This window comes from Curtobacterium sp. MCBD17_035 (genome assembly GCF_003234815.2).
GTDB lineage: Bacteria > Actinomycetota > Actinomycetes > Actinomycetales > Microbacteriaceae > Curtobacterium.
Genome location: NZ_CP126279.1, coordinates 1,661,184 through 1,674,750, shown reverse-complemented (window position 1 = coordinate 1,674,750; position 13,567 = coordinate 1,661,184). Strand labels below are relative to the sequence as shown.

At 72.3% G+C, this 13,567-nt stretch carries 14 protein-coding genes; 9 read left to right on the top strand and 5 right to left on the bottom strand.

Annotated elements, in window-relative coordinates; genetic code table 11:
• Positions 1-120 precede the first annotated feature (120 nt).
• Both DEI93_RS07985 and DEI93_RS07980 read left to right on the top strand, forming a co-directional pair.
• The gene (locus DEI93_RS07985; protein ID WP_111120661.1) at positions 121-678 is read left to right on the top strand and encodes a histidine phosphatase family protein; all 558 of its coding nucleotides are present in this window, start codon (positions 121-123) and stop codon (positions 676-678) included.
• Between the two features lie 79 nt (positions 679-757).
• The gene (locus DEI93_RS07980; protein ID WP_111120650.1) at positions 758-1,762 is read left to right on the top strand and encodes a hypothetical protein; all 1,005 of its coding nucleotides are present in this window, start codon (positions 758-760) and stop codon (positions 1,760-1,762) included.
• Here the strand turns inward: DEI93_RS07980 and DEI93_RS07975 are convergent.
• The gene (locus tag DEI93_RS07975) at positions 1,656-2,210 is read right to left on the bottom strand and encodes a P-loop NTPase family protein (RefSeq protein WP_111027770.1); all 555 of its coding nucleotides are present in this window, start codon (positions 2,208-2,210) and stop codon (positions 1,656-1,658) included. The two genes, DEI93_RS07980 and DEI93_RS07975, sit on opposite strands and share 107 nt — an antisense overlap.
• 129 nt (positions 2,211-2,339) lie before the next feature.
• On the opposite strand from DEI93_RS07975, the gene DEI93_RS07970 reads away from it, so the two are divergent.
• Both DEI93_RS07970 and DEI93_RS07965 read left to right on the top strand, forming a co-directional pair.
• The gene (locus DEI93_RS07970; RefSeq protein ID WP_111037521.1) at positions 2,340-2,786 is read left to right on the top strand and encodes a hypothetical protein; all 447 of its coding nucleotides are present in this window, start codon (positions 2,340-2,342) and stop codon (positions 2,784-2,786) included.
• Positions 2,787-3,079: 293 nt separating this feature from the next.
• Positions 3,080-3,532, top strand: a complete 453-nt coding sequence (locus DEI93_RS07965) for a hypothetical protein (RefSeq protein WP_111120651.1) — start codon at positions 3,080-3,082, stop codon at positions 3,530-3,532.
• 27 nt (positions 3,533-3,559) lie between these two features.
• Here DEI93_RS07965 and DEI93_RS07960 read toward each other — a convergent pair whose 3' ends face one another.
• Positions 3,560-4,861 (bottom strand): amidohydrolase family protein, encoded by a 1,302-nt coding sequence (locus tag DEI93_RS07960; RefSeq protein ID WP_111120652.1) that lies wholly within the window; start codon positions 4,859-4,861, stop codon positions 3,560-3,562.
• 133 nt (positions 4,862-4,994) lie between these two features.
• Between DEI93_RS07960 and DEI93_RS07955 the strand changes: the two genes are divergently transcribed.
• The gene (locus DEI93_RS07955; protein ID WP_111120653.1) at positions 4,995-6,428 is read left to right on the top strand and encodes an amidohydrolase family protein; all 1,434 of its coding nucleotides are present in this window, start codon (positions 4,995-4,997) and stop codon (positions 6,426-6,428) included.
• A 40-nt stretch (positions 6,429-6,468) separates the two neighbouring features.
• Here DEI93_RS07955 and DEI93_RS07950 read toward each other — a convergent pair whose 3' ends face one another.
• Positions 6,469-6,993 carry an AAA family ATPase gene (locus DEI93_RS07950; RefSeq protein WP_111120654.1) on the bottom strand — a complete coding sequence of 175 codons (525 nt, stop codon included), beginning with the start codon at positions 6,991-6,993 and terminating at the stop codon, positions 6,469-6,471.
• Positions 6,994-7,108: 115 nt separating this feature from the next.
• Between DEI93_RS07950 and DEI93_RS07945 the strand changes: the two genes are divergently transcribed.
• Positions 7,109-8,755: an APC family permease gene (locus tag DEI93_RS07945; protein WP_111120655.1), complete on the top strand. Its 1,647-nt coding sequence runs from the start codon at positions 7,109-7,111 to the stop codon at positions 8,753-8,755.
• Positions 8,756-8,833: 78 nt separating this feature from the next.
• On the opposite strand, the gene DEI93_RS07940 is transcribed toward DEI93_RS07945, so the two are convergent.
• Positions 8,834-9,787: a PDR/VanB family oxidoreductase gene (locus tag DEI93_RS07940; RefSeq protein ID WP_111120656.1), complete on the bottom strand. Its 954-nt coding sequence runs from the start codon at positions 9,785-9,787 to the stop codon at positions 8,834-8,836.
• The gene (locus DEI93_RS07935) at positions 9,784-10,413 is read right to left on the bottom strand and encodes a helix-turn-helix domain-containing protein (RefSeq protein WP_258372362.1); all 630 of its coding nucleotides are present in this window, start codon (positions 10,411-10,413) and stop codon (positions 9,784-9,786) included. Before DEI93_RS07935 ends, DEI93_RS07940 begins: the two co-directional genes overlap by 4 nt.
• A 146-nt stretch (positions 10,414-10,559) precedes the next feature.
• Here DEI93_RS07935 and DEI93_RS07930 point away from each other — a divergent pair, with 146 nt between their 5' ends.
• The 3 genes from DEI93_RS07930 to DEI93_RS07920 are packed head-to-tail and all read left to right on the top strand — an operon-like array spanning position 10,560 to position 13,549.
• On the top strand, positions 10,560-11,879 hold the full coding sequence (locus DEI93_RS07930; RefSeq protein ID WP_284158709.1) for an amidohydrolase family protein: 1,320 nt from the start codon (positions 10,560-10,562) through the stop codon (positions 11,877-11,879).
• A gap of 33 nt (positions 11,880-11,912) precedes the next feature.
• Positions 11,913-12,680, top strand: coding sequence for an ABC transporter ATP-binding protein (locus DEI93_RS07925; RefSeq protein WP_258372370.1), 768 nt, complete (start codon positions 11,913-11,915; stop codon positions 12,678-12,680).
• Positions 12,680-13,549, top strand: a complete 870-nt coding sequence (locus DEI93_RS07920) for an ABC transporter permease (RefSeq protein ID WP_111011695.1) — start codon at positions 12,680-12,682, stop codon at positions 13,547-13,549. The genes DEI93_RS07925 and DEI93_RS07920 overlap by 1 nt, the downstream gene beginning before the upstream one ends.
• Positions 13,550-13,567 lie beyond the last annotated feature (18 nt).

The following is a 13,567-nucleotide window of genomic DNA, read 5'->3' as shown; positions in this document are numbered from 1 at the left end:
GGGGACCCCGCCGTCGTCAGCCGCCCGGACGAGGTGGCTCGGCCGGACGACCGAGTGGACGTCAGTCGACAGGCCTCCAGCACCACCGCCGCGTGCTCGCGGCCTCGGTACCGTCTCCACATGCCGTGCACGTTCATCACCCATCCAGAAGTGACGATCGAACCGATGGCGCGTGTCGAGGACTGGGGCCTCTCGGCAGCGGGACGGGCGCGCGCCGCCCATGCGGTGGAGGTCGTTCCGCGTCCTGCCCACGTCGTCGTCAGCAGCGCCGAACGGAAGGCCCGGGAGACGGCGGCCGTCCTGGCCGCGGCCCTGGGCGTCGAAGTCGTGGTGGACCGCGAACTCGGCGAGATGGACCGGAGCGCGACCGGCTACCTCCCGCCCGACGAGTTCGACGTGACCGTCGACGCCTTCTTCGCCGAACCCACGTCGTCGATCCGAGGATGGGAACGAGCGGTCGATGCGCAACGACGGATCGAGCGTGCCGTCCGGAGGCAGTTGACGAACACGCGTGACTCCGTCGCGTTCGTCTCGCACGGCGGCGTGGGCGGTCTCCTGCTGGCGAGCCTGACCGGCGCACCGATCAGCCGAGGCCTGGACCAGCCCGGGCTCGGGAGCTGGTTCACGTTCGACCCCGGCACATGGCGCGCCCTGTCCGGGTGGCAGCGGCTGGATTGACGGGATCGGTCGTCCGCGGCCCCACAGATCCACCGGGCGGAGGACGTCGCGCCGGCCACCGTCCCGCTAGCGTCCTCGGATGACCGTCGCACCGACCAGCCGGAGCCGCACGACCGCACTCGCCGTCGGTGCCGGATCCGCCGCGGTCGGGTTGCTGCCGTGGATCATCACCGGCATGCGGCTGCCGCTGCAGAACCTCTGGGCGTCCGACGTGACCTCGCCGCACCAGATGCCGATCGCGCTCCTGCCGTTCAGCCAGTACGACGTCGCGCTCATGGCGTCGATGCTCGTCGTGGGCGGCGCACTCGCCGGCGTGCTGTTCCGCGCCGTGCGCGTGCCACGGACGATCGGCACGGTGCTGGCCGCGCTGATCGGCGTGTTCGCGCTCGACCTCGTCGCGGTCGTCGAGTCGGCGGTCGTCACGGGGGTCGGACTCCGTCGTCCGACGGGGTACGTGGCGACGTTCGTCACCCCGGAGCAGGTCTACCTGTTCGGGTTGGTGGTCATCGCGCTGTCGGCGACCGTGGTCGCACTCGTCGCCTGTTCGCTCGTCGTCGCTGTTCCGGCCCCCGGGCCCGTGATCGGCATCGCGCTCGCCGCGGCGACGCTGACGGACTGGGCCGACGCACTCGTCGTCCGGCCGACCACGGCACCGCCGACCTGGTCCGCGGATCTGCTGTCCGTGTCCCACCTGCTGCCCGGGCTGGCCGTCGGTGTCGCGGTCGGCTCGTTCTGGCAGCGCCCGTTCGGTCGGCAGATCGTCGGGGCCGTCGTCGCGTTCGGGCTGGCGTGGATCGGACCGACCTCGATCGCGGCGCTGACCGGCGCGCTCGGGTCCCGCGCGCTGCTCACGGTGCCGAGCGAGTTCGCGGACTTCGCGGTCCTCCTGTTCACCACCGAGGCACGGTCGTGGCAGGTGTGGGGTGGGGTCCTGATCGGCGTCATCGTCGCCGTCGCGCTCATCGTCGTGCGGTCCGTCAGAGCGCGAGCGACCGCAACCACGCGTCCGCCTGGCGCTGCGAGCGGAGACGGACGACACGGAGCTGCGGCCAGTCGCGCTCAGCGGCGACGACGTTCGCTCTGATCCGTGCGCGGCCCTTCCAGCCCCAGCGGATGATGTGCTCGGGGTTCCCGAAGAACGTCCGCAGCGGCGGTTCGACGTTGCCGTTCCAGAGCTCGACGCGTCGCACCGACCGTCGGATCGTCCGCAGCACGAGGCGGGACATGTGCAGGAGCACCGGGTAGTCGAGCGCGACGAGCGTGTCCGCACGCGAGACCACGAGGTCGCCGAGTTGCGACGTGTACGCCCACTCGGTGACCCACCTCGGTTCGCGCGTGAACGCGTCGACCGCCTCGACGAAGTCGGGTCGGGGCGTCCAGCCCGGACCGTGGAAGAGCGCGTCGACCTCGGTGTGCGGCAACCCGGCGACGCGTTCGATCTGCTGCGCGAAGGTGGTCTTGCCCGCGCCGGACGGCCCGGCGACCAGGACGCGCTGGGGCGGCGGGGTCAGGCGGTCGGAGGAGACGAGCACATCCCGACCCTAGACAAGGGCGCCGCTTCCTCGTCCTCGCGGATCTGGCGCCGTCTCCCGCCACCTCGCTGGTCGGGATGCCAGGATGACCTACGGCACGTCGCACCGGCGGCGGTCGGGAAGGCAACGATGTCGAAGCGGACGTACGCGCAGCACCTCCAGGCGATGATCGAGCGCGCCGGGTCCCTCACGGCGCAGGAGGCCGAGGCGCTCGGTCGCCTGTGGAAGGCCGACGAGGACATCGTGCTGCCCGAGCCGAGCTGGGCGTTCGAGATCCAGGGGGGCATCGACGTCCCCGTCGTCACGAACGTGCAGCTCGTCGCCGCCTGGGAGCACGCGCTCCACGCTGCGGGCACCGCGGGCCGAGTCGACGAGATCGAAGCCGCGCAGGACGCCGGCCGTGCGGCTGCACGCGACCTCCGTCACATCCACGACGACGAACTCGCCGAGGACGGCGCGCAGGAAGCCGTCCGTTCCGCGGTACTCGCGGCCGGCGTCCGCGACCTGATCCCGGACGACGAGTACCAGACGCTCACCGCGGCGTGGCGGCGCGTGCTCGGCGAGCTGCCCGCCTGAGCTGCTTCGCCATCAACCACCGGTGAGACGGTCATGACGGGAGATTCTCCGTCACCTCGGTGGCCACCGTCCGAGCCGTACGCGACACTCCGGCGTGATGACCCCTGCTCGGTTCGCCCGGGTCCGGACCGCCGCCACGCCGGTGCTGAAGGGTCGCCCCGACCTCCGCGGGTCGGCAGACTGACCCGGTGTCATCGCTCGACCCTGGTCCGGCCCTGCATCGTCGGCACACGCGATCGGGCCGCCACTCCGGCAAGCTCTCCCGGCGTCCGCTCGTTCTCACGATCGCGGCGATGACCGTCTACACACTGCTCCTCGCGGCCGGCGTGTTCCTCGCTCTCACAGCGGTGCAGGAGCACGCGGCACTCGATGAACCGGTTCACTGGGGCACGTATCGCGAGACGCTCTGGGAGTGCACGGTGGGTCGCGAAGGCAGGACCTGCACCTCGACCGGGACATGGACGAGCGACGACGGAGGCACGGTAGCGCACGACGTCGAGTTCGACGGGTTCGATGACGACGACGGGGCCCACCCCGGCGATGCCGTGCGCGCGGGCTACCGGACGTTCGACGCGGATGACGACGGCCTGCCTGCCACGGTCTGGGACGAAGAGGGGATCGACCAGACGTGGATTCCCCCAGCGGTGCTCGCGCTGGGGTTCCCAGCGTTCGCGGTGGTGCTCGCCGGTCAGTGGGGCGACCTCCAGCGCCTCGCGGAGCGCTGGCGCCGGCGATCTCATCGGTAGGCGCACCTGAGGCCGATGCCGCTCCGGTCAGGCGACCACCGCAGGCGTCCGAGCCAACCGCTCCCGCAGCCGGGCCGCCAGCTCGCGCTCGTCGGCGGCCACGAGCCTCCCGTCCCGGACGACGACGCGGCCGCCGACGACGACGTGCCGTGGACGGCGACCGGGTGACGCCCAGAGGAGGCCCGCGACCGGGTCATCGACGCCGGCATCGGCGACGCCCGAGACGTCCCACACGCACAGGTCACCGGCGGTCCCGGCACCCAGGTGACCGAGTTCCGGCCGACCGAGACCGGCCGCGGACCCGGCGGTCGCCATCCCGAGCACCTGGCGGGCCGGGAGCTGCGGGCCGACGAGCGCGGACACCTGCATGGCCAGACGGGCGTCGGCGAGCAGGTGGCCAGCGTCGTTGCTCCCGCCACCGCTCGTCCCGAGTCCGACGGCGATCCCGGCGTCGGCGAGGCGGGCGACCGGTGCGATCCCCCAGCCCATCGGCACGTCGCAGCCCGGCGCGTGCGTCGCGGTGACACCGGCCCCGGCGAGTCGGGCGATCTCGTCGTCCGTGACGTCGCACAGATGCGCGATGGTGACGTCCGGTGCGAGCCAGCCCCACTCCTCCAGGAGGTCGATGGGGCGTCGGCCGTACCGCTCGAGCGCGATCGCGGTGTCCACCTGTTCGTTCGCCTGCGTCCGCCGCCGGAGGCGGTGGCGCGCGGCGACCTCACCGAGTGCCAGGAAGGTCTCGCGCCCGTCGGAGTGCACGCCCGCCGGCCCGACCGCGACCTGGAGGCGACCGTCCGGGTCGACGCCGCCCACGGCCTCCCGGTCGAGCAAGGCGCCGACGATCGCGTCGGCCGACGCCGCGGCCTGCTCCGGGTCGTCACGAGCGGAGCCGCGGACGAAGACGAGTCGGCCGCCGAGTGCGCGGACGGCGTCGGCCGTCGCCCGCGCGAGCGCGACGGTGTCGTCGGGGGTGGCGCCCGTGGACCAGTTGAGGTGGTGGTCGGCGATGGTCGTCACGCCACTCAGGAGGCCCTCGGCGGCCCCCACGGTCGCCGCCAGTCCGTACAGCTCGGGGTCGTGCCCCGCTCGTCCGTAGGCGGCGGCCATCGCGGGGAGCCAGTCCGCCATCGGGACCCCACGCGTTCCGGGCAGGGTGCGGAACGCCGTCTGCAACAGATGGTGGTGTGCGTTCACGAGTCCGGGCGTGACGACGCAGCCCGTCGCGTCGAGGCTGGAGGACTCCGCGTGGCCGTCCTCGAGGACGACGTCGCCGCCGCGCTCCGTGCCGGGATCGACGAGGACACGGACGGCGCCGGTGACGGTGAGCATGGGGCCGTTGTAGCAGCGCAGTGTTTCCGGGCGGTGGCGGTGTGTTTCGGCGCGATGACGCGGACCGGCACCGGGCGGTGCTCGTGATCGATCGGAAACATCCCCGGAACACGTCGCCCCTAGGGTCACAGGCATGGCCCAGACCCTGATCCGTGGCGGGTGGGTGCTCACCGGAGCGCCCGAGTCCGTCCCCGTCGCCGGTGTCCCCGCACACTCCGACGCCTCGCCGACGCCCGCCGCGATCCGTGACGGTGCCGTCCTCGTCGACGGCGATCGCATCGCGGGGGTCGGCACCTACGACGACCTGCGGGCGGTGAACCCACACGCGGTCGTCCGCGGCGGGGCGTACGACATCGTGACGCCCGGGTTCGTGAACACGCACGGGCACTTCAGCGAGGGGCTCATCACCGGCATCGGCTCGCAGTACACGCTGTGGGAGTGGCTGCAGGAACTCATCGCACCCGTCAACCCGGTCATGACGCGGGACAAGGCGTACGCGGGGACGATGCTCCAGGGCATCCAGATGCTCCGCAGCGGCGTGACGACGGCGAACGACATGTTCTGCTCGGACCCGATCCCGGGCGACCCCGCCACGCCGGGCGTCGTCCAGGCGCTCGACGAGCTGGGGCTCCGCGGCGTGCTCTCGTTCGGGTCCGGTGACGTCGACCGGGACTTCGGGCCCGCGCCGATCCTCGACGAACTCCGTGTGCTCGAGGAAGCCACCGCCGCGAGCCGGTACAGCTCGTTCCGCGTCGGGATCTCCTCCATCGGCCGCTACACGGACGCCGCGTGGGAGCAGCACATCGGGTACGCCGTGGACGGCGGCCACGGCATCCACATCCACATCCACGAGGTGCGCGAGGAGGTCACCGCGGCGCGACAGCGCACCGGCAAGACCGTCGTCGGGCACGCGGCGGCCACCGGCATGTTCGCCGTCCCCGTGATCGCCGCGCACAGCGTGTGGGTGGACCGGGAGGACCGGCAGCTCTACGCGGAGCACGGCGTCGGCGTCGCGCACAACCCGGTCGCGAACGGCATCCTGGCGAGCGGCATCGCGCCCGTCGCCGAACTCCGCGCCCTCGGCGTCCCGGTCGGCATCGGCGTGGACGGTCCCGCCTCGAACGACTCCCAGGACTTCCTGCAGGCGATGAAGACCGCCGCGCTGCTCGCCCGGATCCGCGATCTGCAGGCGACCGCGATGAGCGCCCGCGAAGCGTTCGAGATGGGCACCATCGGCGGCGCCCGGGCACTGCGGATGGACGGCGAGATCGGCTCGCTCGAGCCCGGCAAGCGCGCGGACGTCGTCGTGTTCGACGGCGACAGCCCGGCGCTGGCGAACGTGCACGACCCCTACCAGGCGGTCGTGTTCGTCGCCGGGAGCCGCGAGGTCAAGGACGTGTGGGTCGACGGCGAGCTGAGCCTCGCCGATGGCGAGGTCACGCGCGTCGATCCGGCCGAGGCCGTCGCGCGGGCTCGGCCGCTGGCCCAGCAGCTCGTCGCCGAGGCGGGGTTGTCCCGGCTGTCCGCGCTCGGCGGGGGCCCGCTCGAGGGCACGGAGCGGCCCTGAATCGGGAGGCCCGTGGGCACGGGTCCGCAGGCCTCCGGCCCTAGCCGGCGCGGACCGCTGCGGCGATCCGCTGCGCCGCCTGCGTCGGGTCGATGTGCGTCGTGTCGACCACCTCCGCCTCGGCGTGGAGCCAGGTGCGAGCGGCCTCGGCGTAGGGCTCCAGGCGCGAGAAGCGGAACGTCGACGGGCCGAGGACCGGGTCGTTCTGGATCCGGTCGCGGATCGTCTCCTGGTCGGCGTGCAGGACGAAGTGGCGGACCGGGATGTCATGCGCGGCGAGGCCGTCGCTGATCTCGCGCCAGTACCGCTCGATCAGGACGGTCATCGGCATGACGAGGATCCCACCGGTGTACTGCAGCACGCGTCGGGCGGTCTCGACGACGAGCGGTCGCCAGGGCGCCCAGTGCTGGAAGTCGTCGGTCGCCGGGAGGCCCGGTCGGATGTCCATGAGGACCTCACCGACCTTCTCGGCGTCGAGGACGCGCGCGTCCGGGAGCATCTGCTGCACGAGCGCGCTCGTCGTCGTCTTCCCCACACCGTGGGTGCCGTTGATCCACACGATCATGCGCGGGACTGTACCGGTCGCACATGCCGACACGGACCTCCCGGATGTCGGCGCGCCGTGGTCCACGGGCGGCTCGAGTCGTGCCAACCGACGTGGATCGGGGTACGACGGGTGCATGGTCAGCGCGAGTCCGGTCCCCCAGTCCGCCACGAGCGAGGACAGCCACCTCAAGCAGCGGCTCGGCTACTGGTCCCTGGTCGCCACGGGAATCGGCAGCGTCATCGGTTCGGGCTGGCTGTTCTCCGCGATGTACGCCGCACAGACGGCGGGGCCGGCAGCGCTCATCGCGTGGGTGATCGGCGGCGCGGTCATGCTCGCGGTCGCACTCGTGTTCGCCGAGCTCGGCATGGTGCACCCGGAATCCGGTGGGCTGGTCCGGTACCCGCTGTACTCGAACGGGCGCTTCGCCGCGAGCATCGTGGGCTGGAGCATGTGGGTCACCTACGTCGCGAACCCGCCGACCGAAGCGTCCGGCGTCGTCCAGTACGCCAGCTCGTACATCCCCGGGCTCTTCCGCCACGGCCAGCTGACGTTCCCCGGGATCCTCGTCGCCATCGGCCTCATGGCGGTGTTCGTCGTCGTCAACTACTTCGGTGTGCAGTTCTTCGCACGCAGCAACAACATCGTCACCGCGGTCAAGATCTGCATCCCGACACTGACCATCGTCATGCTGTTCGCGAGCGGGTTCACGCACAGCGGTGGCGCGGGTGGCACGCACAACTTCGCCGCCGGCGGCGGGTTCGCCCCGTATGGCATCGGCGCGGCCCTCGGCACCATCGCGACCGCGGGCATGGTGTTCGCCTACACCGGCTTCCGCAACATCGTCGAGCTGTCGGGCGAGGCCCGGAACCCGCACCGGAACATCCCGGCCTCACTCGTCACGACGATCCTCGCGGCGATCGCGCTCTACCTGCTGCTGCAGCTCGCGTTCATCTTCGGCGTGCCGCAGCACCTGCTCGGCAAGGGCTGGAGCGGCATCGACTTCAACTCACCCTTCGCGCAGCTCGCCATGCTCCTGGGCATGACCTGGCTGTACTGGGTCCTCATCGCCGACTCCATGGTCTCGCCGTCGGGGTCGGGCATCGTCTTCACGGCGTCGAACGCGCGCAACATGTTCGGCCTGGCGAAGAACCGGTTCTTCCCCTCGTGGTTCGCCAAGGTGCACCCGGGATCCGGCGTGCCGCGACGGGCGCTCATCACGAACTTCCTCGTCGGCATCCTGTTCCTGCTCCCCCTGCCGAGCTGGCACGCGATCATCGGTGTGACGGGCACGCTCATCGCCTTCACGTTCTCGATCGGCTCGGTGTCGCTCGTCGCGTTCCGTCGGTCGGGTCTGGCTGACCGCGCGGCACGCCTGCCCGGGATGTCGGTGATCGCGCCGTTCGCGTTCGTCGTGAGCGCGCTCGTCATCTACTGGGTGCCGTGGTCCGAGCTGGTCCTCACCATCCCGATCATCGTCGTCGGACTCATCTGGTACGCGGTCACGTACGCCCTGCAGCACCACGGTGCGGGTGAGGTCGTCGGCGGCATCTGGCTCGTCGCGTATCTCGCCGTCGTCTACGGCATGTCGGCGATCGGGAGCTTCGGCGGCCTCGGCCTCATCGGGGCGCCGTGGGACTCCGTCGTGCTCGCGGTGCTCGCGGCCGGCCTGTACGTGTGGGGCACGCAGTCCGGGATCCGCTACATGCGCTCGCGTCCCGAACTCGTCGACGAGCTCCGCGCGCAGCGGATCGACGCGGCGCCGTCCCCGTCACAGCCGTAGGGCGCGCGCGGACGACGAGCGCGCCGAGCAGCGACAGCGCAGTCGTCGTCGGCGCGCGCCCTCCGGCAGCGATGGGCCCTACAGGTCGAGCACGAGCCGGGGGCATCCGCCGCGCGCCCGCGAGACGCAGATCATCATCGTCCGCCCATCGGCGTGCTCCTCGGCGCTGAGCACGGTGTCCCGGTGCTCGACCTCCCCCTCGAGCACCGGGGTCTCGCAGGTGCCGCAGGTGCCCTCGCGGCACGACGACAGTACGAGCACGCCCGCGTCCTCGACGACGTCGAGCAGCGATCGGTCGGGAGGCACGGTGACGGTGATCCCCGACAGCGCGAGTTCCGCCTCGAACGGCTCCCCCGGTGCGGTGGCGTCGTCGGCGGCCGTGAACCGCTCGACGCGGACGGCGTCAGGGCCGCGGTGGGCGCCGGCCGCCACGACCGCGTCCACGAGCCGCCGCGGCCCGCACGCGTAGACGACCGCGTCCGAGGGTCCCGCGAGCAGGCCCGGCACGTCGAGCCGGGTGCCCTCGTCGCCCGGGTAGAGCCGGACCTCGGCGGGGTGTGCGGCGGCGAGGTCCGCCGCGAACGCCATCCCCGCCCGATCCCGTCCCGCGTAGTGCAGGGTCCACGGGGTGCCGTCGGCCTCGGCCAGGGCGATCATCGGCAGGATCGGTGTGATCCCGATGCCGCCGGCCACGAACACCGCCGGGCGTGCGGGGTCGAACGCGAAGTGGTTGCGCGGACCGCGGACCGCCACGGTCTCGCCGGGCACGAGGACGTCGTGCACGGCGGCGGATCCCCCGCGGCCCTCCTGCTCGCGGAGCACGGCGACGCGCCAGTGCCCGTCCGCGGTCGTGGCGACGAGGGAGTACTGCCGCTCGAGCCCGGGGCGTACCTCGAGGTCGACGTGCGCCCCCGGGGTCCACGCGGGCAGCGGTGCCGCGTCCACCGGAGCGAGGTCGAGGGTGACGACGTCCCGGGCCACCGCGGTCCTGGCCGCGACCCGGACGGCGATGCGGGCCTCCTGCGCGCTCATGCGGCACCTCCGGTCGGCGCGGGCGTCTGCTTGACGACGATGAGGTGGAACCGCTCGCCGTCGGCGCTGCACCATCGGTGCGGCGTGCCGCCGCGGTAGTACGCGGAGTCGCCGACGCCGAGCCGCGTCACGTCCCCGGCGAGGTCGAGGAGCACCGCCCCGGCCACGACGGTGAGGAACTCGTCCTCGTGGTGTTCGTAGTGCTCGCCGGGATCGGTGTTCGCGCCGATCCACTCGAGGGGCTCGAACGCGTGGCTGCCGCCGTGCACGAGCAGGCGGGCCGATCCCAGGGCGAACGGGCTCCGGGCACCCTCGTGGGCGCGGACGACCTCGGGGCGCGGATCGTCGGGCTCGCGGAGCTGCGGGTCACCGGCGGCGAGCAGTGCGACCTGGCTCGTCCCGAGCGCGCCGGCGATGCGGTCGAGCGACACCATGCTCGCTCGGGTGTGCCCGCGCTCGAGCTGGCTGAGGAACGAGTGCGACAGTCCGCTCCGGTCGGCGAGCTGCACGAGCGTCAGGGACCGGTCACGGCGGAGTTCGCGGATGTGCTGGCCGATCCGGCGGGCCTGCTCGTCGACGACGCGCGTGCCGGCGGCGTCGGGGTCGACGACCTCGGTGGTGACCACGGGCTCCTCCATCGTGCTGGCCGCTGCGGGCGGCGTCGCGGGTCGTTACATGCGGCAACGGGGGCGAAACGCGCGGGAAACGTGGCCGCCCTAGCATCGCCGATGTTGATGCGATCAACATTTTGGCACACGAGCGGAGGGATCCCGTGAGCGCGACACTGCCCCGGCCACTGGCACTCCTTCGCCACGGACTGCTGCCCGACGGGCGCCGTGTCGACATCGCGATCGAGGGCGGCACGGTGTCCGAGGTCGCCCCGGCCGGCACGCTCACGGCGGACGCCGAGGCCACCCTCGACCTCGAGGGGCGTCTGCTCCTCACGGCCCCCGCGGAGCCCCACGCGCACCTCGACAAGGCGCTGAGCTTCGACCGGATCCGACCCCCGCTCGGTGACCTCGGCTCGGCCATCGGCGCCTGGATCGCCCACGCGGCGGACATGACCGTCGACGACATCGCCGACCGGGCCCGCACCCAGGCCCTCGCGATGCTCGCCACGGGCACGACCGCGGTCCGCACGCACGTCGACGTGCTCAGCGGCGACGGAACGGCCACGACCGACCAGGCCACCCGCGGCGCACGAGCGCTGCTCCGGGTGCGGCGTGAACTCGCCGGCCTCATGGACATCGAGCTCGTCGCACTCGCCGGTCACCGCGCGCCGGACGCGCACGTCGAAGCGGTGCTCGACCTCGGGGTGGACCTCGTCGGCGGTGCCCCGCACCTCGCCGACGACCCGGACGCCGATCTCGACCGCCTCCTCGCGATCGCGGCGCGGCGCGGACTCGGCGTCGACATGCACGCCGACGAGAGCCTCGACGGCCCGGTCACGCTCGACCGCTACGCGCGGACGGTGCGGGACTGGCCACGGGACCGGCAGTACTCGGCGGGACACTGCGTGCGTCTCGGCACCCTGTCGCCGCAGCGCCGCGCCGAGGTGATCGAGGACGTGCTCGCCGCGGACCTCGGCGTCATCACACTCCCGATCACGAACCTGTACCTGCAGGGCTGGCAGCACCCGGTGTCGACGCCGCGCGGTCTGACGGCGCTCCGGGCGCTCCTCGACGCCGGCGTCCGGGTGGCGGCCGGAGCGGACAACGTGCGGGACCCGTTCAACCCGGTCGGGCGGTCGGACGCGCTCGAGACCGCCTCGCTGCTCGTGACCGCGGGACACCTCACGCCGGAGGAGGCGTACCGGCTCGTCAGCGACGGCGCCCGCAGTGTGATGGGCCTCCCGCCCGCCGGGGCGGTGCCGGGTGCGCGGGCCGAGTTCCTGGCCATCGCCGCGTCGAGCCTCATCGAGGCCGTCGCCGAGGCCCCCGCGGACCGGCTCGTCGTCGCGCACGGCCGGCTCGTCGCGGTCACCGAGGTCCACCGCTCCGTCGCCGCGCCCACCCCCGCGCCGACCGCCCCCGGCGACACCGTTCCCGCCGACACCACCCCCGCAACCGCCACCCCGGCACCCGCCGCCTGACCCAGCCCGATCCACCAGAACGAAGAGGTAGCCGTGACCACCACCGCACCCGCGCCCGCCACGTCGACGGACACGCTGCTCGACTTCGGGAACGTCGAGATGACGTTCCCGAACGGGACCATCGCCCTCCAGGGCGTCGACCTGACGGTCGACCGCGGCGAGTTCGTGTCCGTCGTCGGTCCGTCCGGCTGCGGCAAGTCGACCCTCCTCCGGATCGCCTCCGGACTCGAGACCGCGTCCGACGGGACCGCGTCGGTCGGGGCCTCCCGGATCGGGTACGTGTTCCAGGACGCGACCCTGCTCCCCTGGCGCACCGTGCAGGGGAACGTGGAGCTGCTCGCGGAACTCGGCCACGTGGGCAAGGCGGAGCGGGCCGAGAAGGCGCGCCGGGCGATCGACCTCGTCGGACTGAACGGGTTCGAGACGAACCTGCCGAAGCAGCTGTCGGGCGGCATGCGGATGCGCGTGTCCCTCGCCCGGTCGCTCACCCTCGACCCGGAGCTGTTCCTGTTCGACGAGCCCTTCGGCGCGCTCGACGAGATCACGCGCGAGCGACTCAACGACGAACTGCTCCGCCTGTTCGTCGAACAGCGCTTCGCCGGGCTGTTCATCACGCACTCGGTGTCCGAGGCCGTCTACCTGTCGACGAAGGTCATCGTCATGTCCGGCCGTCCCGGCACGGTCGTCCGACGCTTCGACGTCCCGTTCCCGATGCCACGGGACCCGGACATCCGCTTCACGCCCGAGTTCGCCGAACTCGTCGGCGAGGTCTCGCACGCGCTCCGGGAAGGACACCGCTGATGGTCACGCTGCAGGAGGTCGCCGAGACCCGCACCGCCCGAGCGGCCGCCCGTCAGACACGCAGCAGGACACGGCCCGCCGTCATGTGGTGGCAACCCGTGGCCGTGTTCGTCGTCCTCATCGCCCTCTGGTACGTCGCCGCGACGTACTACGACAAGGCGAAGAACCTGGCGTTCCTCGTCCCCTACCCGCACCTCGTCGCCAAGGCGATCGTCTGGGACACGAGTCCCGACGGCACGCCCTCCGGGTTCGACGGGCAGCTGTGGCAGGCGCTCGCGCGGACGGCCCTGGTGTCCCTGACCGGGCTCGCGATCGCGATCGTCATCGGCGTCGTCTGGGCGATGCTCATGGCGCAGGCGAAGTGGCTCGAGAACTCGCTGTACCCGTACGCCGTCGTGCTCCAGTGCGTGCCGATCCTGGCGCTCGTCCCGCTGATCGGTGCCCTGTTCGGGTACGAGTTCGCCAGCCGCGTCATCGTCACGGTGATGATCGCGCTGTTCCCGATGGTGTCGAACACGCTGTTCGGTCTGCAGTCGGCCGACCGCGGGGCGCGCGAGCTGTTCCGGCTCCAGCAGGCCGGCCGCGGCGCCCAGCTGCTCAAGCTGCAGATCCCCGCCGCGCTGCCGTCGATCTTCGTCGGACTGCGGACGTCGGCCGGGCTCTCGGTGATCGGCGCGATCGTCGGCGACCAGTTCTTCCAGCGCGGCAACCCGGGCCTCGGCGTCCTCATCCAGGTGACCGCGTCGCGGCTCATGGGCCCCGAGCTCTACGCGACGATCATCGTCGCCTCGCTCTTCGGCGTCGCCGTGTTCCTCGTCTTCGGCCTCATCGGGCGTCTCGCCGTCGGCCGCTGGCACGACTTCGGCTGAGTTCCCGCCCCCATCGTC

Coding starts and splice junctions, on each gene's coding strand:
- DEI93_RS07985 (WP_111120661.1), top strand. CDS start 121: ATGCCGTGCACGTTCATCACCCATCCAGAAGTGACGATCGAACCGATG.
- DEI93_RS07980 (WP_111120650.1), top strand. CDS start 758: ATGACCGTCGCACCGACCAGCCGGAGCCGCACGACCGCACTCGCCGTC.
- DEI93_RS07970 (WP_111037521.1), top strand. CDS start 2,340: ATGTCGAAGCGGACGTACGCGCAGCACCTCCAGGCGATGATCGAGCGC.
- DEI93_RS07965 (WP_111120651.1), top strand. CDS start 3,080: ATGACCGTCTACACACTGCTCCTCGCGGCCGGCGTGTTCCTCGCTCTC.
- DEI93_RS07960 (WP_111120652.1), bottom strand. CDS start 4,861: ATGCTCACCGTCACCGGCGCCGTCCGTGTCCTCGTCGATCCCGGCACG.
- DEI93_RS07955 (WP_111120653.1), top strand. CDS start 4,995: ATGGCCCAGACCCTGATCCGTGGCGGGTGGGTGCTCACCGGAGCGCCC.
- DEI93_RS07950 (WP_111120654.1), bottom strand. CDS start 6,993: ATGATCGTGTGGATCAACGGCACCCACGGTGTGGGGAAGACGACGACG.
- DEI93_RS07945 (WP_111120655.1), top strand. CDS start 7,109: ATGGTCAGCGCGAGTCCGGTCCCCCAGTCCGCCACGAGCGAGGACAGC.
- DEI93_RS07940 (WP_111120656.1), bottom strand. CDS start 9,787: ATGAGCGCGCAGGAGGCCCGCATCGCCGTCCGGGTCGCGGCCAGGACC.
- DEI93_RS07920 (WP_111011695.1), top strand. CDS start 12,680: ATGGTCACGCTGCAGGAGGTCGCCGAGACCCGCACCGCCCGAGCGGCC.